At 46.9% G+C, this 19,832-nt stretch carries 16 protein-coding genes and 1 pseudogene; 2 read left to right on the top strand and 15 right to left on the bottom strand.

Translation table 11 applies throughout. The annotated features are described in order from the left end of the window. Nucleotides 1–77: 77 nt before the first annotated feature. The 3 genes from GVY43_RS03375 to GVY43_RS03365 form a co-directional block, all read right to left on the bottom strand. Nucleotides 78–1,073, bottom strand: a complete 996-nt coding sequence (locus GVY43_RS03375) for a Gfo/Idh/MocA family oxidoreductase (protein ID WP_159562248.1) — start codon at nt 1,071–1,073, stop codon at nt 78–80. Nucleotides 1,074–1,128: 55 nt separating this feature from the next. Continuing rightward, nucleotides 1,129–1,617: a GNAT family N-acetyltransferase gene (locus GVY43_RS03370; RefSeq protein WP_159562247.1), complete on the bottom strand. Its 489-nt coding sequence runs from the start codon at nt 1,615–1,617 to the stop codon at nt 1,129–1,131. A gap of 74 nt (nt 1,618–1,691) precedes the next feature. Further along, a complete protein-coding gene (locus tag GVY43_RS03365; RefSeq protein ID WP_074037078.1) occupies nt 1,692–2,126 on the bottom strand; it encodes an OsmC family protein in 435 nt (144 codons plus the stop codon). 103 nt (nt 2,127–2,229) lie between these two features. On the opposite strand from GVY43_RS03365, the gene cls reads away from it, so the two are divergent. Beyond that, on the top strand, nt 2,230–3,675 hold the full coding sequence (gene cls / locus GVY43_RS03360) for a cardiolipin synthase (protein WP_012726224.1): 1,446 nt from the start codon (nt 2,230–2,232) through the stop codon (nt 3,673–3,675). 117 nt (nt 3,676–3,792) lie between these two features. Here cls and tnpB read toward each other — a convergent pair. Both tnpB and GVY43_RS03350 read right to left on the bottom strand, forming a co-directional pair. Then, nucleotides 3,793–4,880: pseudogene (gene tnpB, locus GVY43_RS03355) on the bottom strand (IS200/IS605 family element RNA-guided endonuclease TnpB). A 252-nt stretch (nt 4,881–5,132) separates the two neighbouring features. Then, nucleotides 5,133–7,106 carry a methyl-accepting chemotaxis protein gene (locus GVY43_RS03350; protein ID WP_159562246.1) on the bottom strand — a complete coding sequence of 658 codons (1,974 nt, stop codon included), beginning with the start codon at nt 7,104–7,106 and terminating at the stop codon, nt 5,133–5,135. 233 nt (nt 7,107–7,339) lie between these two features. Between GVY43_RS03350 and GVY43_RS03345 the strand changes: the two genes are divergently transcribed. Then, nucleotides 7,340–7,975, top strand: coding sequence for a peroxiredoxin-like family protein (locus GVY43_RS03345; protein WP_159562245.1), 636 nt, complete (start codon nt 7,340–7,342; stop codon nt 7,973–7,975). A 48-nt stretch (nt 7,976–8,023) separates the two neighbouring features. On the opposite strand, the gene GVY43_RS03340 is transcribed toward GVY43_RS03345, so the two are convergent. The 10 genes from GVY43_RS03340 to adhE all read right to left on the bottom strand — a co-directional run bounded on the left by GVY43_RS03340 (nt 8,024) and on the right by adhE (nt 19,674). Further along, a complete protein-coding gene (locus tag GVY43_RS03340; protein ID WP_159562244.1) occupies nt 8,024–8,554 on the bottom strand; it encodes a GNAT family N-acetyltransferase in 531 nt (176 codons plus the stop codon). A gap of 441 nt (nt 8,555–8,995) precedes the next feature. Next, nucleotides 8,996–9,598 (bottom strand): hypothetical protein, encoded by a 603-nt coding sequence (locus GVY43_RS03335; RefSeq protein WP_159562243.1) that lies wholly within the window; start codon nt 9,596–9,598, stop codon nt 8,996–8,998. Nucleotides 9,599–9,622: 24 nt separating this feature from the next. Further along, nucleotides 9,623–10,087 carry a VOC family protein gene (locus GVY43_RS03330; RefSeq protein WP_074037084.1) on the bottom strand — a complete coding sequence of 155 codons (465 nt, stop codon included), beginning with the start codon at nt 10,085–10,087 and terminating at the stop codon, nt 9,623–9,625. Nucleotides 10,088–10,342: 255 nt separating this feature from the next. After that, complete coding sequence (locus tag GVY43_RS03325; protein WP_159562242.1) at nt 10,343–10,864, bottom strand: GNAT family N-acetyltransferase; 522 nt, start codon at nt 10,862–10,864, stop codon at nt 10,343–10,345. A 141-nt stretch (nt 10,865–11,005) separates the two neighbouring features. After that, on the bottom strand, nt 11,006–12,916 hold the full coding sequence (locus tag GVY43_RS03320) for a fructose-specific PTS transporter subunit EIIC (protein WP_159562241.1): 1,911 nt from the start codon (nt 12,914–12,916) through the stop codon (nt 11,006–11,008). Then, the gene (gene pfkB, locus GVY43_RS03315; protein ID WP_074037087.1) at nt 12,913–13,842 is read right to left on the bottom strand and encodes a 1-phosphofructokinase; all 930 of its coding nucleotides are present in this window, start codon (nt 13,840–13,842) and stop codon (nt 12,913–12,915) included. The genes GVY43_RS03320 and pfkB overlap by 4 nt, the downstream gene beginning before the upstream one ends. Beyond that, the gene (locus tag GVY43_RS03310) at nt 13,839–14,582 is read right to left on the bottom strand and encodes a DeoR/GlpR family DNA-binding transcription regulator (RefSeq protein WP_078146840.1); all 744 of its coding nucleotides are present in this window, start codon (nt 14,580–14,582) and stop codon (nt 13,839–13,841) included. Before GVY43_RS03310 ends, pfkB begins: the two co-directional genes overlap by 4 nt. Nucleotides 14,583–14,717: 135 nt before the next feature. Beyond that, entirely contained in the window at nt 14,718–15,632 is a 915-nt protein-coding gene (locus GVY43_RS03305) for an alpha/beta hydrolase (RefSeq protein ID WP_159562240.1), read from the bottom strand. An 84-nt stretch (nt 15,633–15,716) separates the two neighbouring features. After that, the gene (locus GVY43_RS03300) at nt 15,717–16,901 is read right to left on the bottom strand and encodes a hypothetical protein (protein ID WP_159562239.1); all 1,185 of its coding nucleotides are present in this window, start codon (nt 16,899–16,901) and stop codon (nt 15,717–15,719) included. Nucleotides 16,902–17,082: 181 nt separating this feature from the next. Beyond that, nucleotides 17,083–19,674, bottom strand: coding sequence for a bifunctional acetaldehyde-CoA/alcohol dehydrogenase (adhE, locus tag GVY43_RS03295; RefSeq protein ID WP_159562238.1), 2,592 nt, complete (start codon nt 19,672–19,674; stop codon nt 17,083–17,085). Nucleotides 19,675–19,832: the final 158 nt, after the last annotated feature.

Raw genomic sequence — 19,832 nt, 5'->3', positions numbered from 1 at the left:
TTCACAAAGAAATCATCGCACGTTCTTTTCAATTGTGAATTTGATTGTCGAAATTAGCGATTCCATACAAATCCATGTCAATTTACTGAAATGACTCTACCCGCATCACTAGATTGACGAGCAAGTTCAATCAAGTAGGTTGTCAATGTTGCATCTTTTAATGAAACGACGGGTTTCCGTACCTCATAACTATAAGCTAACTGTTGATAATACGCCAAATAGCTACCTTTCTCGATTTGAATGGACGAAACCTCTTCTTTGGATAATACACCAGTCTCTATAAGATCACTTTCTAACTTCCCTTGCTTCAGAGCCTCTTCTTGAGGATCAAGTCCATATTTCAAGAAACTTCCTTGCGTGCCGTGCACTTCAAACCGAGGTGTTTCTCCAGCGATGAACGGGTTCGAACGAAGGTATATTCGCTTTTCACCATAATAGAATGTCAGATGGAACCCATCATCGGATTGTCCGCCATCTCGTTGAATCATCACATCTGCTTGAATACGATCTGGCTTTCCAAACAAGGCGAGAGTCTGATCAATCAGATGACTTCCTAAGTCGAATAAAATACCTGAACCTGGTCCTGCATTTTCACGCCACCGATCACGTACATTCGGACGGAAACGATCAAATCGAGATTCAACCACCTTCCAGTCCCCTAACTCGTTCGAGTCAAGTAACGACTTAACCGTCAAGAAGTCTCCGTCATAACGACGGTTTTGATAAACGTTGACGACGCCTTTCGATTTCGCTTCAAGTTCAATCAACTCATATCCTTCTTTCGTTGTCAGGAATGCTGGTTTTTCAACGAGCACATCTTTTCCTGCCTCAAGACATGCGACAATCATCTCTTTATGTAAATGCGATGGTGTCGTGATGACATATAGAGAAGCATCCGATTGAAGCGCTTCCTCTAATGTCGCATATACCGTGGCACCAGGTAATTCAGCCTGCACTTCTTCCGGGCGCGAAGACACGACGCCACTCACTTCAAATGAGTCAATGGCCTTTAAGAACGGCAAATGGAACGTGTTCGCCGAGAATCCGAATCCTACCAACATGGTTTTAATCATATAAAACCCTCCTTTTCGCTTTTGTTATTATATCAAAAAAAGGGTCTAATGACCCTTATGCACTCATGCTCTCATCCAATCTGTATTCGAACGTATTGTACCCGTTTCGTGAATCGACAAAGACGAAACCGAAACGTGGATAATAATCATTTAGAAATTCATTGTCAGCGACACAATCAAGACGAATTGGTTCATCTTCATCGGCTTCCTCTAAGACATGCTCCATGAGCTGCTGTCCGACGCCTTGCCCTTTTAGCTTTTCGCTGACGACGATTCGATGGATATATTGCCCTCGCTCACTGTCGTCCCATAAGTTATCATCCCACTCATCTGGAGGTAACAATGCGATTGAAGCTAAAATTTGTTGGTCATCTTCAAAGACATATACACTGCCTTCTACAATGTCAGTGCGCACACGCTTTACGAGGTCCTGTTCCAAATATTCGGTCCATTGGTCGCTTCCTTGTTCATTTAGCGCTACGGCTCGTTGTTCGATTAGGTTCGCGATGTGTTGGGCATCGCGCTTCGTCGCGAGTCGAATCATAACGTCCTCCTTTAGTTATACAGTATTTGAAATACAAATATAACGGAGAACCGCATGCCTTTCAACCATCCTGCTCACTCATGAAAATCAAACGGAGTGACGTCTCCATCGTTCAATTGATAGCTATACGTCAACGTCGCATTCAAGCTATGCGATACAGAACAATAACGTTCAACTGACAATTCGATGGCCCGCCGAACTCGTTCTTCCGATAACTCGCCTTTCAGGATATACAAGATGTGAATGGCTGTAAAGCGTTTCGGGTGATCGGTCGCCCGCACCCCATCGATTTTCATTTCGAATGCTTCGATTGGCTGTCGCATTTTATGCAGAATCGATACGATATCGATTCCTGTGCAAGATGCGGTCGCGTGAAGCAACATTTCTGTCGGACGAGGTCCTGTATCGAGCCCACCGACATCATCCGCCGCATCAAGGATCACCGTGTGCCCTGATGGCGTATGTGTTTCAAACGCCATCCCTTTCTTCCATACGACTTCCATGTTCATCATCTTCTCCCCCTATTTCATTTGATAGCATCCTATTCCCTCATTTGATGTATGATTAAGCTATGAATCGATTATAAAGGGGTGTATGTCGTTGGATTGGTCTATGATTTTCAGTTGGGGACTCTATATCGTCCTCGGGTTAAACATGTTGTTCGCACTCGCCGTCATCTTCGCCGAAAGACGTGACGTTGGCGCGACCTGGGCCTGGCTGCTTGTCCTGTTTTTCTTACCAGTGCTCGGCTTTATCGTCTATCTCTTCCTAGGGCGACAACTTAAGAAGGATAACTTCTATAATTTAAGTGTAGAAGAACGTTCCTTCCATTCGCTTCAAGTCGAAGCGCAACTTGAACAAATTCATACGCGCCAAACCCAGCTCGCGCAGCCGCTGTTTGAAAAGTATGACCAACTGCTTCAAATGAACTTACGATCTTCTAAATCGTTGATCAGTGTACATAACCGTTCCCTCATCTTGCACGACGGCGAACAAAAGTTCAAAGCGCTGATGGATGACATTCGCTCGGCCGAGACGGAGATCAATATTCAATATTACATCATCCAGCGTGATGCTCTCGGTCAGGCACTGTTGAAAGAGTTGATCGAGCGTGCGAAAGCCGGTGTCAAAGTTCGACTCCTCTACGATGCGGTCGGCTCACGTAGTCTTCGGAACTCGGACTTTAAAGAGTTGATTGCGAACGATGGCGAGGTGCGTGTCTTCTTCCCACCGACACTCGGGATCATCAACTTCAAGTTGAACAACCGAAATCACCGAAAGGTCGTCATCATCGATGGGAAAATCGGCTATGTCGGTGGATTCAATGTCGGTACCGAGTATTTAGGTTTAGTCGAAAAATTTGGCTATTGGCGTGACACGCACCTGCGTGTCGAAGGAGATGTCGTTTACAATTTACAACACCGATTCATATTGGACTGGAATTATTCTGGTCACCGTAAACATGATCCTGAAAATGCCTTCTGCTTTGCGCGACATGACATTAAAGAAAATTCTCCGATGCAAATCGTCACGAGTGGACCAAACTCGGATACGGAACATTTGAAGAATATGATGATCAAGATGATCATGTCCGCCAAACGACGGGTCGTCATTCAAACGCCATACTTCATTCCAGACACAAGCTTTATGGACGCTTGCAAAATGGCACTCCATTCTGGCGTTCAGATGGATATCATGATCCCTGGAAAACCGGACCATCCATTCGTCATGTGGGCGTCCCTCTCGTTCCTTGGGGAACTCCTCGACTACGGGGCAAACGTCTATCTGTATGATGAAGGGTTTCTCCACGCGAAGACGCTCGTCGTCGATGATGAGATTGCGACTGTCGGGACGACAAATTTGGACGCCCGAAGCTTCCGTCTCAATTTTGAAGTGAACGCACTCATCTATGATGAGCGGGTCGCCCTCGAACTCGTTTCTTTATTTGAGACCGATACGGCGGTCAGTCGCACTTATACAGTGGAAGATTATGAATCCCGTAAATGGACGGTACGCGCCCGTGAAGGCGTGTCCCGCCTTCTAAGTCCAATCCTGTGAACTACTCACCACTTATTTGCTTCGCAAATTGAAGGGGGAGCTTCTTGGGAAGACCGTACTTTTACCAGCCACAGTTGTTGACCAAGCTCGTCGGGCAGTCCCTGCCCTGAATGGTTATCAGTCGGCCAGCCTCAATAGGTTGATGCTCGCGTTGATGTCACGGTCATGATGCGCGCCACAGGCACATGTCCATTCACGGACATTCATCGTCTTCCTCTGACCTTTCTCGCCACAAGAAGAACAGATCTGCGTCGATGCGAACCATTGATCCGCCTTGATGAGCGTCCATCCGTAGAAGTTTGATTTGTATTCGAGTTGACGGACGAACTCGTACCAACTGACGTCCCCGATGGACTTGGCGAGCTTATGGTTTTGCATCATGTCCTTCGACTTCAATGTCTCCACGACGATGACTTGGTTCTCGTCAACGATCCGTCTCGACAGTTTGTGAAGGAAGTCCTTGCGTTGGTTGGCAATCTTTTCGTGTTTCTTAGCCAAAAGTAATTTGACCTTTTCACGGTTCTTGCTCCCGATTTTCTTTCGCGACAGCGCCCGTTGCGCCTTGTTGACCTTCGCTTCGGACTTCCTGAGGAGTCGGGGGTTATCGACCTTCTCCGAGACCATCGCGTCGTTCGTCATGACGGCGAAATGTTCCAGGCCGAGATCGATCCCGACCTTGTTCTCGGCTGGGATCCATGGTGCATCGTCCTGTTTGACGAGGAGGGAGATGAAGAACTTGCCCGTCTTGGTCATCGAGACCGTCGCCGACCGGATGACGCCCTCGAACGGGCGATGTTGTGTGAACCGCACGAACCCGACCTTCGGCAGACGGACTTTGCCCGCCTCGATGCGGATCGTGCCGTGCTGGTTGTTCGTCGTGTAGGAGGCGCGCGACCGTCGTCTCGATTTGAAGTTCGGGAAGCCGCCCGTCCCGGCGAAGAACTTCGCGAACGCGTTGTCGAGGTTCAGCTTCGCGTTCGCGAGCGCGAGGCTGTCCGCCTCGGCGAGGAACGGGAATAGGGGCTTGTAGGAGGCGGGTGTCGCCGGTTTCCGTCTCGTTCCGTTCCCCGCTTTCGCATCCTCGCGGATGGCGATGCGGTCCTCGAGCAGCTTGTTGTAGATGAACCGGGCGCAGCCGATCGTCTTGATCAGGAACTCGGCCTTGCCGGCGTCGGGTGGAGCCTGTATGTATAGCCTTTCAGCATGTCCGTCCCTCCTCCCCTCAGAAGATTGTGATGTGTCTTCCTCATACGATACCCGCGGGGGTGAGGAAGAATCTGACAGAATAACAAACATTTGTTCGTAACATCTGTCACAGGGAAAAAGAGTTTTGGACCGGGCGATTCATCCCCCACCTACGCCGGGCTTCGCTCCGAGACGCTTAGAGGAGGGAGAATTCTCGCCTACTTTTGTTAAAAAAACATGAGGCAGAGCGCTCCGCTCTGCCTCATTGTCGTTTACAGTTTGAACCGCGAAACGAGGTCTTGTAACTCCTCGGCCATGGTCGCGAGTGCTTTTGCTGACTGTGATACTTCTTCAATCGATCTCAATTGATCATCGGTCGTCGCCGCCACTTGCTTCGAGACGCTCGAATTCTCATCGGCGATGTCGGCGATTTGTGATGCCGTCGCTGCCACTTCCTGAACGTTTGCTGCAATCTCCTCGACGGTTGCGGTCACGTCTTCAATCCGTGGTGTCATCGCGACTGTCCGCTCCTTGATTTTCTCGAAACGGTCTGCCGTCATCTCAGATGACGCCAACCCGGCTTTCGTATGAGTAGATACTTCCTGCATCAACTGTACAGACTGTTCCGTCTCATGCTTGATTCGATCAATCAACGCTGCAATTTGTTTCGTCGACTGTTGCGACTGTTCTGCGAGTTTACGCACCTCGCTCGCAACGACCGCGAACCCTTTGCCGTTCTCACCTGCACGTGCTGCTTCAATGGCAGCGTTCAATGCTAACAGGTTCGTCTGTTCAGCGATTCCATTGATGACCGTGACGATTTCTCCAATTTCGTTAGAGCGATGTGCCAATGAGTGAATGACGCCCTCGAATGTCACGACAGACGCATCGATTGCCTGCATCTGCTTCACATTCTCCTTCACGGTCGTCGAACCGTCTTCCGCTTCATTTGAGGTTTCGCGTGAAAGTTCAGACACGTCCATGGAACTTTCTGAGATTCGCATGATTCCTGACGTGATTGCTTGGAGCGATGTCGCATTGTCGTCAAGTTGTCGCTTCGAGCCATCGGCACTGACTGCCATTTGATCAACTGCACGGGCAATCTGTTCTGATGAGGCAGTATTGTGTGCCGAGTTGGCCATCAATTCTTGAGACGAGGCGGCAACTTGACTGATTGAATCATCGAGACGGAGTAACACCAAGCGAAGTGAATCGCTCATTTCATTAAAACTCTCTGAGACAAGCCCGATTTCGTCGTTCGATAAGACGGTAATCGGCTCCGTTAAATCTCCTGATTTGATTCGTTCTGCTCCTTCTGTCAATAAACGCAACGGACGCAAGATTGAACGGAGAACGAAGTAGAGAAGAATGGCTGCAATTCCGAACATTCCGATGATGACGAATCCAGTTGTCCAAAGAATGCCGACCGTCTCGTCTTGAATCTCACCGTCATATAACGTACCGGCAATCTTCCATCCGGTGATTGGGTTCGTCACGAATGCTTTCTCCACGCCTTCCCCATTCTCCGATACAGACAGAGTCCCTTCTTCCTTGGCAAAGAGCGATTCTGTCCAAGATTCATCAATCTTTTCACCGACAGCCGTCGACGGATGAATGACGACTTGTTCTGCCTGGTCGAAGATGGCAACGTATCCTTCTTTCCCGATTTGAATGGTGGATGCCACTTCAGCGATATCGTTCACATCTACGTCAACAGCGACTACACCACTACCGTCTGAAGTCTTCTTCGAAACCGTGATCATCATTTTTTGAGAGGCGGCATCGACGTACGGATTCGTGATGGCAACATCTTGTCCACTTGCTTCAGCCGCTTCATACCATGGACGAGTGCGTGGGTCATATCCTTCTGGCAATTCCTGCTCAGGATAGATCGTCATCGCACCTTCTGCAGAAGCGAAGTAAATGTTCGTCACTTTTGGATGTGTCTCTAAATACTCAGTAAACTTCTCTGCTAACGCTTGATTCGCTTCTCCCTCTTCATAAATGGAACTATCAATCCGATTCGCAAAAAACGAGATGTCCGTTTGAATCGGTTCGATGAGGTTCGTGACCTCATTGTTCATCCGGTCTACCCCCGAATTGGCGGACTGGATCATTTGAGACTCGATTTTACCTTTCGCCTGCGAATAGGCGACGATTCCAATCAATGTGGCTGGAATAATCAATAATAGAACGGATAAGACAATCAATTTTTGCTTGATACTAATCGTGCGCTTCTGTTTCATAAAACATCTCCTAACCCGAATAAAATGTTCAAGCGAGTTCGATGAGTCGAATCCCCCTTGGGTTATACATCATATCGGTCAAAAGTCATCAAATCTGAAGAATTGATTGAATTATTCGAAAATTATTTTTCGGAAACTGAAATGGAGTTTCACCGTTGTGTTCGATTGAACAAATCATACTATTCGTATTTAGTTAAAATTTGAGTTACCATATCGGAAAAGGGGGTCAAATGATGAATTCATTATTGGAAGAAATCAAATCCTATAAAGATCAGTTCAAACAAAATGCACCTGCCGAGAAGCAACGATTGATGGCTCAGGCGACACAAGAATTGAGAGACTCCGGAATTGCGTCAGGGTTAACAGTCGGGGATCAAGCGCCGATGTTTGAATTGCCTCATGCGGATGGGACAGCAGTCGATTTGAAAACACTGCTTGAAAATGGACCTGTCATCGTCACATTTTACCGTGGTGGATGGTGTCCATATTGTAACCTCGAACTCCGCACTTACCAGCGCGAATTGGCAATGATTCAAGAAAAAGGAGCGACTCTTGTCGCCATCAGTCCTGAGACGCCGGATTATTCCCTTTCGACGAAAGAGAAGAACGAACTTGATTTTTACGTGCTGAGTGATGTCGGCAATAATGTCGCACGTCAATTCGATCTCGTGTTTGACATGCCGGATTACTTGATTGACATTTATAAAGCATCTGGATTAAATGTCGATGCACATAATGGGAACGAGGATTGGCAGTTGCCGAAACCGGCCACGTTCATCATCCAATCCGATGGGACGATTTCGTTCAGTGATGTGCCTGCTGACTATACAGAACGTATCGACCCTAAAACGGTTATTGAAAAATTGTAAAAAAAGGAGATGACACGCGTCATCTCCTTTTCTATTCACTTATTCCGTTTATTGTCTTACAAACTCCTCGTGTAACATCGCGTACACCATGCTATCGGTCCATTCATTCTTATTCCAATAGTCTTTCAAGAAATGAGCTTCTTTTCTCATTCCAACCCGTTCACATAAATTCTGGGAAGCTACATTTCTGGCGTCGAGATTAGCTTGTACCCGATGTAGATTGAGATTCGCAAACAACTCCCTTAGCAATCCGCTCACTGCCTCCGTTGCATATCCTTTTCCCGAGTGTGAATCAGAAAAACAATACCCGATCTCTACCGTATCTTTCATACCCGTGTACCAAACCGTGAGATCCCCAATTACTTCATCTTGATGTACGACTGCTAAATTCAACGTACTAGTCTCGGTAAGAGTAGAATTCATTAGTTTTTTAGCAAATACTTCATTCCTGTTTTCAGACGTCCATGGCTCATGCAAAAGATATCTGCATATTTCTGATTTTCTATACATTTTGAATGTAGCTTCCAAATCTTTCTCCATAAATGGTCTGATTTCTAAACGCTCAGTGGTAAATTTCACGTCGACTCCTCCCATACAGATAATAGTAATCACAATATGAAACTCTCCACCGGTTCACGACCTATGAGGAAGTGATAAATTGCTCAACTCGCTTGAGAAGTGTTTCAAGTAGCCGAAGTGACTGGTATGTGTTACCTGTGTACTCGAGGCTATGATTCATCTGCTCAACAATCTCGAGTTCAGTCAATGCTAGTTGTTCGAAATGCTGGATTCGTTCTAGTACATAATGTTGGTCCGCCGTGCCCATGAGAATGAGCTGTTTTCCTTTAGAACTTTTTGTTCAATTCAGTATAGAAGAGATTGGTTAATTGAACAACAGTATTCCATTTTGATTCAAAGGGACATTTCTTAGTACTCTTTGTAAGACTGATTGAACATAAATGATTTCTTGATCAATATCTATCACTTTTTCTGCCCCTTAAAAGAATTATTATCTATTAATCATTTTGAAAGGATGATTTGAATACCGTTCGGATCAGTTGAACTGATCGTACAATCACTCATCAGGTTTACATGCGTCAACTGTGTGTGATCCGATTCAGTTGCTACGATTTGCGGGACAGGACAATTGAATAATTGTTGCAAAACCTCTTCAAGACCTGCCGTTTTCGTTTCAATATTTAATTGGTGGATGCGACTCTCAGAACGTGATTGAATAGCATCGAAATGGTCCTGAAGTTCGATTCGAAATCCGTATGGTGTATGGATGAACGTTCTTCGTTCATTTGACTGAACCGTCAATCCTATTTCCTCTGCTCGTTCTAACACATCCACTTTTTCCTCTTCAGATACTAAAAAACCAATATGATCAAACATCACTTTCTTTCCGTAACCGAATGTGATATTCGTCGCTCCCCGCTTCATTTCTATGATTCTAAACTGAATAGATTGGTCCCTAAAGTCGTCCCAATCGAGAGGTGGGGCAAAAGATTCGAATTCTCCATCTTTCTTTCCGATTCGTTGGGACACTTGAAATCCTAGACTCGCATAAAATTTCTCCGTTTCTTCGACATGTGGTGTCCATAGATGATAATGGAATAGCATATTCTCTCTCCTTTATTGAATCAATTATGTACATTCTTTATTTTTTAACCACTCTTCGTACGGAATCACATTAGCAGTTTCATCTGCGTTTGTTCCTATCAACGTGATGAGTTCAAGCGAATTTCCGTCCGGGTCTTCAAAGTAGATGGCCGCATGCTCGTACGGGGCATTCGGAAGGACGAGTGGTTGCTGTTCAGGTGTCATCTTGAACGCAGTACGAATTTCAATTCCCTGATCCTCAAGCCATGCTTTAATCGCATCCAAATCCTGCTCCTCGATTCGAAAAGCGATGTGTCGGATTGATGGATGATACGTTAAATCGACTCGATCAGATTTCCATAGCCCAATCCAGCTCTCCCCTTTCATAATCCACAGGAAAGCCAATTTCTCATTTTGGAATGCCAACTCTAATCCTAATTTCTCATAAAATCGAATTGATTCAGTTAAATCACTCACCGGTAAGTGCGCCTCGTATATTCCTTTAATCATTCACCTTATCCTCGTTTCTACATTTATATTCATCCATATTTGTCCTTACTAGACATAGATTTATTGACAAGTTCCCATTGTAAAATTATTATAGATAATTCCATTATAGAACTAGAGAGGATGGAACGGTGAAAATATCCCGTGGGAATTTACGTTGTTGGCTGCAAAGCTGAATCAATCTTGAATGAAAAAATCGGTTAAAGCTCATACATTAGACACAAAAAAAGACCGTAGATCATTCTACAGTCTCAAAGCTTAGGCTCCCATGATGGAGTCATGACGGGTCGTTTCCCATCCATACGCCACTTCTCGAAGCATCAATTCACCAAACTCTCGATCTTTCTGGTCGATGACCTGCCCTTGTTTTCGCTCATAGAATGTACGGAACGGATTCATCTCAAGTGCCCAGATCAAGAGCCCTGCCTCACACATCGATTGCACGGCATGTTCAAGGAGAGCGGACCCGATTCCGTTCCCTTGATGGTTCTCTAAAATATAAATGGCATAGACTTCATTCGTGTGGTCTGGGTACTCTCCTGTCCGTTCTTCTCCGTATAGGATGAAGCCCACAATCTCGTCCTCGACAATCGCCACAAAGCCGGCTACTTCTTGCCGACGAAGGGCGGTCCGCAAACGTTCTGCCCATTCGATGGAACCGGACGAAACTTTCAATAAATACTCAGTCGGCACGATTCCCCGATAGGTCGTACGCCATCCGTTCACACGCACTCTCGCAATCCCATACACATCATCTGGTTTGGCGACCCGAATGTCCAATGTGACCCCCTCCTCACCCGAAGCTTTACAAATAGTTTACCACAAATCCCCAACCTGCAATCCGAGATTATGTGAAAATTGAACGGACATCCACAACAAAAAAGACGTCACCTTTAGATAAAGGCGACGTCTTTTATCACGTTATGCAACTTCTTTAGATTGGACTGGTGTAGAAGTTGTTAACGGTTTTTTCAAGAACGAGAGGAGCAATGCTCCGACCACCGCACCTGCCAAGATGGCGAGTGCATAGAGGCCCATACTCACCGCGACGTTTCCAGCTCCTTCAAGAAGTGGGAAGACGAAGATTCCTCCGTGTGGCGCTGGTAATTGAATCGTGAAGAATGCGGATAATCCTCCTGCGATGGCAGAACCGAGAATCGCTGATGGAAGAACGCGAATCGGGTCCGCAGCGGCAAATGGGATCGCCGCTTCCGTGATGAACGAAGCTCCCATGATATATGCTGTTTTTCCTGCTTCGCGCTCTTGTTTCGAGAACTTTTGACGAGCGAAGACAGTTGATGCGAGTGCGACGAGGAGTGGTGGTACCATCCCTCCAGCCATGACGGCTGCCATGACTTCTTGGTTACCTGCTGTGAGTGCTGCCGTTCCGAAGACGTATGCTGTCTTGTTGATCGGACCACCCATATCGACTGCCATCATCCCACCGACGATGACTCCTAAAAGGATAGCGTTTGCGCCGCTCATACTGTTCAACGTATCCATCAACCATGTCATAAGTGCAGCAATCGGTTCATTGACGACGAGTAACATGACCATACCTGAGATAAATGATCCAAGTAAAGGATATAAGAGGACCGGTTTGATTCCTTCAAGTGAAGCTGGCAACTTCGCAAGTGCCTTTTTCAAGAAGAGGACGACATAACCTGCCAAGAAACCAGCGATGAGACCACCGAGGAATCCGGCGTTCCCTTGACTTGCAAGTACCCCTGCCACGAGACCTGGTGCGAGACCTGGGCGATCGGCAATCGACATCGCGATGAAACCGGCGAGAATCGGAACGAGGAAGCCGAATGCAGCTCCACCGATCGTCATCAACTGTGCTGCAAATTCATTGTAAGACGGGTCATCCGGGTTAGCAGAGTTGATGCCCCAGAAGAAGCTGATTGCAATCAAGAGACCACCTGCGACAACGAGTGGAAGCATCGCAGATACCCCGCTCATCAAGTGTTTGTACACGCCTGTACGTTGCTCTTTCGAAGCGCCACCTGATGTTTTCGAAGCCTCATATACCGGCGCATCTTGTTTCACCGCACGATTGATGAGTTCTTCAGGTTTCCGAATCCCTTGTGCGACCGGAACTTCGATGACTCGTTTACCAGCGAAACGATCCATTTCAACAGCTTTGTCCGCTGCGACGATGATCGCTGTTGCCCGGTCGATATCCGCACGTGTCAATTCATTTTTTACGCCAGTCGATCCGTTCGTTTCGACTTTAATATCGACGCCCATCGCTTCCGCTTTTTGTTTCAAGCTGTCTGCCGCCATATACGTATGAGCGATGCCTGTCGGGCAAGCCGTGACCGCCAAAATGAACGGTGCATCTTGATTCGTCGGTTTGACGACTTCTGGCTTCGCTTCTGCCATTTCTTTTTCTTCGATGGCACGGATGACATCGCTTTCAGAAGTTGCTGCATAGAGACGTTCTTGGAATGCAGGGTCCATCAAGTAAACTGAAAGTTTAGAGAGTGTTTCAAGGTGTTCATTATTCGCATTTTCTCCTGCCGCAATCATGAAGAAGAGGCGACTCGGTTGTCCATCTAACGCTTCGTAGTCGACGCCTTCCGAGCGACCGAACGCGATTGCTGGCGTTTTAACCGCACTCGTTTTCGCATGAGGGATGGCAATCCCTTCTCCAAGGCCAGTCGTGCTCTCGCTTTCACGTTTTAGAATCGCATCGCGATAACCGTTGCGGTCCGATAGCTTACCAGCACGATCGAGGACATCGACAAGTTCTTCGATGACCTCACGCTTAGAATTCGCGCTTAGATTCAATTGAATCGTGTCGCGTTGGAGCAAGTCCGTGATTTTCATGTTGTTTCCTCCATTCGTTTCAGTGGTGTGAGTTGTACTTGATCGATCAAGCGATCAATCTCTTGCTTTGAACATAAGCCGAACGTATAAGCAGATGCGCTTCCTGTCGTGACCGCGTATCGAAATGCTTCTTGTTCACCTTTTTCTTTCACATTCGCGACAAATCCGGCGACGAGTGAGTCTCCTGCACCAACCGAGTTCACGAGTTTCCCGACCGGTGTGTTCGCTGTGACGGCTCCGTCCTTGTTAACGAGTAGCGCCCCGTCTCCCGCAAAGGAGATGATAACGTTTTTCGCCCCGCGTTTGACGAGCTGTTCGGCATAAGGTAGAGCTTGTTCAAACGTTTCAATCTCGGTATCAAACAATTCACCTAATTCATGGTGATTCGGTTTGATCATGAGTGGTTCAAGCGTGAGCACTTCGAGCATGGCGTCTTTCGTTGTATCGACGACAAATTCGGCACCTTTTTCGCGAATCGATTCGGCAATGGTCCGATATAGCGAGTCTGGTAGGTTGCTCGGGATACTACCAGCGAGGACGACGATATCACCTTCTTGAACTTGGTCGAACTTGGCCTTCAACTGTTCGAGCTCACCATCCGTGATATTCGGTCCGCTCGCATTCAGTTCTGTTTCCTCTTTCGCTCGAATCTTGACGTTGATCCGGGTGTTCCCGTTCACCTCTACGAAATCGGTGTGTACACCGTGATCGACGAGTGACTTTTTAATGAAGTCACCGGTCGTCCCACCGATGAAACCAAGTGCCTTCGTTTCTTGTGCATATTCCCGAAGAACGATGGAGACGTTGATTCCTTTACCGCCTGCACGCTCCGTCGTCTCTTCGATTCGGTTCACTTCTCCTAGATGTACTTCAGGTAATGTTACGTAGTAATCAATAGAAGGGTTGAGTGTTAACGTGTAAATCATTTCGCATTCACCACCTTTGTGATTGTTTGGATGGAACTCATTGACTCACTGCTTGATGTGATCAACTGTGCGGCATCTAACGTCGCGACTCGGCTGAACGTTCGTTTCCCGATCTTCGATGCGTCCGCGAGTACGAACGAGGTTTGTGCCAATTCGATTGCCGTTTTTTTGACAAGCGCTTCTTCTGGGTCCGGGGTCGTGTAACCCGCTTCAAGGTCGATTCCATTCATTCCGAGAAAGGCGAGGTCGACACGATAATTCATCATGCTCTCGCGTGCGTTATACCCAACCAATGCCTGGGTGGAACGCTTTAATTCTCCGCCAATCACAAACGTCTTAATATCAAGATCAAATAATTCATTCGCAATCGGTAGACTGTTTGTGACGACGACAATCTTTTTCCCTTCTAAAAACGGAACCATCGCCTGAGTGGTTGTACCGGCATCTAAATAAATCGACATCCCGTCTTCGATGAACGTTGCGGCCTTCCGTGCAATCGCAACTTTTTCATCTACGAACCGGTCTCGCTTTTCTTCAAATGTCGGTTCCTCATCTGGAGTCGCAATGAGCGTTGCGCCTCCGTGAACCCTTGCCAGATACCCTTCCGCTTCGAGGTCCGTCAAATCTCGACGAATCGTCGACTCGGATGAATCCGTCAAATCAACCAATTCTTTTAATTTGACGACCTTCTGTTCAGATAAGCGTTGCAAAATCAACTGATGTCGTTGTTTCGTTAACATCTTGTTCCCTCCATACGTCTAATATAAAGCGTTTTCATTATAAAAACAACTAAAATCATTCAAAAACATTCAGTTTCATTCAATTTGTCACAATTATAACATAAAAAACGGTCAATATATGACCGTTTTTCGAGTTTATGACTGTTTTTTTAACCATTCATCCAATTCTCGAACGAGTTTTGGATGAATCGGCGCATCGATTGCTTCTCGATACTCTTTGTGCAGCATGAGAAGCGAATGGGGTGACTCCCGTGTCACGAGCAGATGATTCATATCATCAATGATCGATGAGGTGACCTCACCTTTTGTTTGAATCATATGGACGTGCTCTGGTGGGACTTGCACATCACGCCCTCCCGTAATCGCAAGAACCGGGACGGTCACATGCTCTAATCGCTCTCGGACGTCATAGGATGCATGTTCTCGAATCCATTTCGCATTTACGACTTGACCTCGATATTTGAAAAACGAGACGTTCGTCCGTAAAGAACGCTCTAACAAATCGTCCTGTCGCTGCCTAACTTTTTTGGCAACGCCCGTCAACCGGTAGAAGAGACCTTTTATCCCTTTCACATGTTCGATGTCTTTAGCGAGTGCATCTGCTTGGTATAAGAACATCTGCTTGGACGATTCATGGAAACCGGAAAGTAAGATGAGTCCATCAGCCTTCGTCTCAAGTTGAACGGCAGGAGCAAGAACGGCCCCTTCACTATGACCAAGTAGATATAAGCGATTCACATCGGCCAGTTGTCGAATGGTGCGCACGACAAGAATCGCATCGTTAATCAAATCATGTAAACCGACTTTATTGAAGTCCCCATCGGACTTGCCAATCCCTTGTTTGTCATATCGGAACACGTTGTATCCGCGGTCGTACAACGCTTCTGCCAACTTGGCATACGTATTAAAACCGACACCACCCATATTGCCGTCACGGTCACTCGGCCCACTTCCGCTCAACATGACGATTGTCGCCCGGGGCTCCTCATGGGAAAGAAAAGTTCCTGCAATCGTTCCGTATGCTGTCGTAATCGTCATCTCTTGTTTCATCGTATCGCCTCCATTACTATCATACCCGAAACTGTCATCCAAAAAAATACGTCGCCGTCAAATGAGACGGCGACATCTATGAGGTCAGTGAGTTAGCCAATCGTGTAACCAATCAACCGCATCCGTTAACCCACCTTCCGACAGGCGTTCGAACGTATCCTTCTCGGTGAACACATGCCAACTTCCTTCTAATGAGTCACTCAACATCAGATAAGGAATTCCCGCTTCATCGTAAGCGTCACCCGGTGAACTTGCCAACGAGCGCACTTCTAAATCAGAGAATGGCGCCTGTTCTAGTACTGGGTAGGATTTCATTCCTTTGGTCCGAACGTATAACGGACCGTCACCAGTCCCAAGAATATCGAGCATGACGACCGTTTCCACTTTTTCTTTTTGTCCCGCTAGCCTTTCAAGGAAATCGTCACTCGCTTCTCTGGAGTCACCGTTTCCATTCAAAAAGACATATCGAATCGTATAGTACGGTGTCTCGTTGTCCATCATCTGTATGAGGTGATATAAGACCGAAGACGGACCGACGGAAGACAAATAATGGGCCCCGTGCCAGGAAGAATCGAGTCGTGACATGAGAACAATCTCTTGATCCGTCTTGCCTTTTTGGACAAATTCGACATACGGGATTTCTTCATTATAGGGCTTGACTTGAATCGTTTCCCCGTCCTTCAGTTGTTCAGCTGTATCCAAGTCTACCCCTGTACCATTTAACGGCATATAGGATGACGTGAAAACGAAACCCGTCTCATATGGGTCGTCTTCAAAAGGGGTGATCAGGTATCCCGCAGCTCCCTTAGATGCGAGCTCTGACAAGTACGCGTTCGCTTCCTGGTCATTCAAAATCTCACCTGCGTAATCGACGGTATACGCATCCTCGATGTTGTCATATGAAAATTTTGTCGTCGGTAAGACAATCACTTTCTCTTTCACGTCCGGAATATCTTGTCCCCACGTCATATGTAAAATCGTACCTTTGAACGGTTGATCAAACGTCATCGATGAAAACCCCTCATACGTTTTTTCCCCCATTTCAATCTCAGTCCAGCCGGTTATCCGTTCTGTGTAAAGGAGGTTTCTGTCCATGTCGATGGGTAATTCGGTTCCGAATGATTCAAAAAAGTCGGCACTCTCCCAACTATCCGCATTTCGATCGACTGATGAAATATATTCAGCGGTCTCGAGCGGCGTCGGATGGATTGGATTGAAGAAAAGAAAAACTGTCGCGATTGAACGCAACAAACTAATCAATATGAACATTACACGATCCCCATTCATCAATAAATTACTATACATACCATTTTTTATTATATACAGCTATTTATCGTCTGACTATTCAATTTTTTATCAATTTAAATATAATTTTAGAATCAGAATATCATATTCCGATCACAAGAAAAGCCCGTTCGAGTTGAACGGGCCCACTTGTAAATGTTGATCCTTATACGCCTTCGTATGCTGCGTACATGATCTCTTTCAATTCTTCAACAAGCGGCATTTTCGGGTTCGCCGTTGTACATTGGTCTTCGAATGCGTCGACCGCCATCTTGTCAATCTTCGCATCGAGTTCTGCTTTCTTGATGCCTTGCGCCTTGAACGAAAGTTTGATGTTCAAGCGTTGACCGAGCTCGATGATCGCTTGGACGAGTGACTCGACACCTTCAGCTGTCGTGCTTGCTGGAAGACCGAGGTAACGTGCGATTTCTGCGTAACGTTCGTCAGCGATGAATGACTCATATTTCGGGAACGCCGCAAGTTTCGATGGGCGTGTCGCGTTGTAACGGATGACGTGTGGCATGAGGATTGCGTTCGTACGACCGTGTGGTACGTGGAACTCCCCACCGATTTTGTGAGCGATCGAATGGTTGATACCGAGGAACGCGTTCGCAAATGCCATACCCGCCATCGTTGAAGCATTGTGTACTTTCTGACGAGCTTCAGCGTCGCTACCGTTTTCATACGCTTTTGGTAGATAATCGAAAATCATCTTAATGGCGCGGAGGCAAAGTCCGTCTGTGTAATCATTCGCCATGACAGAAACATATGCTTCGATTGCGTGTGTCATGACGTCCATTCCTGTATCAGCCGTGATTGAAGCTGGGACGGTCATGACGAACTCTGGGTCGACGATGGCGACGTCTGGTGTGATTGCATAGTCAGCAATCGGATACTTCACGTTACGTTTTTTGTCAGTGATGACAGTGAACGGTGTCACTTCAGAACCTGTACCAGACGTTGTCGGGATGGCGATAAACATTGACTTGTTACCTAATGTCGGGAACTTGTACGTCCGTTTACGGATATCCATGAATTTCTGGCGTAGGTTAGAGAATTTCTCTTCTGGACGTTCGTAGAAGAGCCACATGCCTTTCGCAGCATCCATCGGTGAACCACCACCAAGTGCGATGATCATGTCTGGTTGGAAGTGACGCATCGCTTCGGCACCGCTCATGACTGTTTCAACAGATGGATCAGGTTCGACCTGGTCAAAGATGCGGTACTCGACGCCAGCAGGCAAGTTTTTGATGACTTTGTCAGCGAATCCGAGTTTGACCATCATTTCATCTGTGACGATCATCGCCCGTTTCTTCGTTGTGAGCGATTGAAGGTATTGTACTGAGTTTTTCTCGAAATAGATTTTTTCAGGTACTTTGAACCATTGCATATTCACGCGACGTCTCGCCACCTTTTTCACGTTGAGTAGATGTTTCGCCGTCACGTTTTCTGAGACGGAGTTTTTACCATAAGACCCACAACCGAGCGTGAGGGATGGTGTCATTTCGTTGTAAAGGTCACCGATTCCACCGTGTGCTGAAGGCGAGTTGACGATGATACGGCAAGCTTTCATACGGAGACCGAATTCAAGGATGGCATCGTCATCTGTTGAGTGGATGACCGCTGTGTGACCGAGACCACCAATCTCAAGCATTTTTTCAGCGATTGCGAATCCTTCTTCACGTGATTGAACTTTATACGCACCGAGAACCGGGCTTAATTTTTCGTGAGAGAGAAGTTCTGTTGCGCCAACTGTTTCGAGTTCTGCAATCAAGATTTTCGTATCAGCCGGTACTTTGAGACCTGCCTGTTCAGCGATCCATGCTGCCGGCTTCCCGACGATTTCAGGGTTGACCGCACATGTATCCGTCCGAATGACGAGCGTTTCAAGTTTTGCTTTTTCTTCTGGTGAGCAGAAGTAGCAACCGAGTGCCGTCATCTCTGCTTTCACTTCTTCATATACTTCTTGGTCGACGATGATCGCTTGTTCAGACGCACAGATCATACCGTTGTCGAACGTTTTTGAAAGGATGACGTCTGAGATGGCGCGTTTCACTTTCGCAGTCTTATCGATATAGGCTGGTACGTTACCAGGTCCGACACCGAGAGCCGGTTTACCAGTCGAGTAAGCGGATTTGACCATTGCCGCCCCACCCGTCGCAAGGACCATCGCCACGCCAGGGTGGTTCATGAGTGCTTTCGTCGCATCGAGTGACGGAACTTCAACCCATTGAATCAAGTTTTCAGGAGCACCTGCCGCCACTGCTGCGTCACGAAGGACACGGGCCGCTTCACTTGAACATTGTTGCGCTGATGGATGGAACGCGAAGATGATCGGGTTACGTGTCTTGATGGCGATGATTGCTTTGAACATCGTTGTCGATGTCGGATTTGTGACCGGTGTGACACCAGCGACGACACCAACTGGCTCCGCGATGTATGTGATTCCGTTTTGAACGTCATCTTCAAGGACGCCGACCGTTTTCTCACCACGGAGTGAGTTATAGATATATTCTGTCGCAAAGATGTTTTTGATCATCTTGTCTTCAAAGACACCGCGACCTGTTTCTGTATGTGCTAATTTCGCGAGTGCGACGTGTTGCTCGAGTCCTGCAAGCGCCATCGCCTGTACGATATGGTCGATTTTCTCTTGGTCGAACGTCATCAACGTATCAAGTGCTTTATGCGCACTGGCTACGAGCGTGTCCACCATTTGTTCTGCCGTTGTTTCCACTTTTGCTTTCTCTTTGACTGCCATGTTAGGTTCCTCCTCATAAGTGAGAGCTTTTAATGAACATATTGACTTGATGGAAGCACATTATGATGACTGTTTTTTAGAGATTGTGCTTTCCTTCACATTCATAGAATACAATGTTTTTCAGGTTTTGTGGGTGACAACAATGTGAACTCTTTCAC

It is taken from the genome of Exiguobacterium sp. 8H, from assembly GCF_902506255.1.
GTDB lineage: Bacteria > Bacillota > Bacilli > Exiguobacteriales > Exiguobacteriaceae > Exiguobacterium > Exiguobacterium profundum.
The sequence above is the reverse complement of the archived record's forward strand: the minus strand, read 5'-3'. Positions and strand labels throughout refer to the sequence as shown.

What these genes read in the sequence shown, in the direction of transcription:
- GVY43_RS03375 (WP_159562248.1), bottom strand. Translation starts at nt 1,073, where the DNA reads ATGATTAAAACCATGTTGGTAGGATTCGGATTCTCGGCGAACACGTTC.
- GVY43_RS03370 (WP_159562247.1), bottom strand. Translation starts at nt 1,617, where the DNA reads ATGATTCGACTCGCGACGAAGCGCGATGCCCAACACATCGCGAACCTA.
- GVY43_RS03365 (WP_074037078.1), bottom strand. Translation starts at nt 2,126, where the DNA reads ATGAACATGGAAGTCGTATGGAAGAAAGGGATGGCGTTTGAAACACAT.
- cls (WP_012726224.1), top strand. Translation starts at nt 2,230, where the DNA reads ATGATTTTCAGTTGGGGACTCTATATCGTCCTCGGGTTAAACATGTTG.
- GVY43_RS03350 (WP_159562246.1), bottom strand. Translation starts at nt 7,106, where the DNA reads ATGAAACAGAAGCGCACGATTAGTATCAAGCAAAAATTGATTGTCTTA.
- GVY43_RS03345 (WP_159562245.1), top strand. Translation starts at nt 7,340, where the DNA reads ATGAATTCATTATTGGAAGAAATCAAATCCTATAAAGATCAGTTCAAA.
- GVY43_RS03335 (WP_159562243.1), bottom strand. Translation starts at nt 9,598, where the DNA reads ATGCTATTCCATTATCATCTATGGACACCACATGTCGAAGAAACGGAG.
- GVY43_RS03330 (WP_074037084.1), bottom strand. Translation starts at nt 10,087, where the DNA reads ATGATTAAAGGAATATACGAGGCGCACTTACCGGTGAGTGATTTAACT.
- GVY43_RS03320 (WP_159562241.1), bottom strand. Translation starts at nt 12,916, where the DNA reads ATGAAAATCACGGACTTGCTCCAACGCGACACGATTCAATTGAATCTA.
- pfkB (WP_074037087.1), bottom strand. Translation starts at nt 13,842, where the DNA reads ATGATTTACACGTTAACACTCAACCCTTCTATTGATTACTACGTAACA.
- GVY43_RS03310 (WP_078146840.1), bottom strand. Translation starts at nt 14,582, where the DNA reads ATGTTAACGAAACAACGACATCAGTTGATTTTGCAACGCTTATCTGAA.
- GVY43_RS03305 (WP_159562240.1), bottom strand. Translation starts at nt 15,632, where the DNA reads ATGAAACAAGAGATGACGATTACGACAGCATACGGAACGATTGCAGGA.
- GVY43_RS03300 (WP_159562239.1), bottom strand. Translation starts at nt 16,901, where the DNA reads ATGTTCATATTGATTAGTTTGTTGCGTTCAATCGCGACAGTTTTTCTT.
- adhE (WP_159562238.1), bottom strand. Translation starts at nt 19,674, where the DNA reads ATGGCAGTCAAAGAGAAAGCAAAAGTGGAAACAACGGCAGAACAAATG.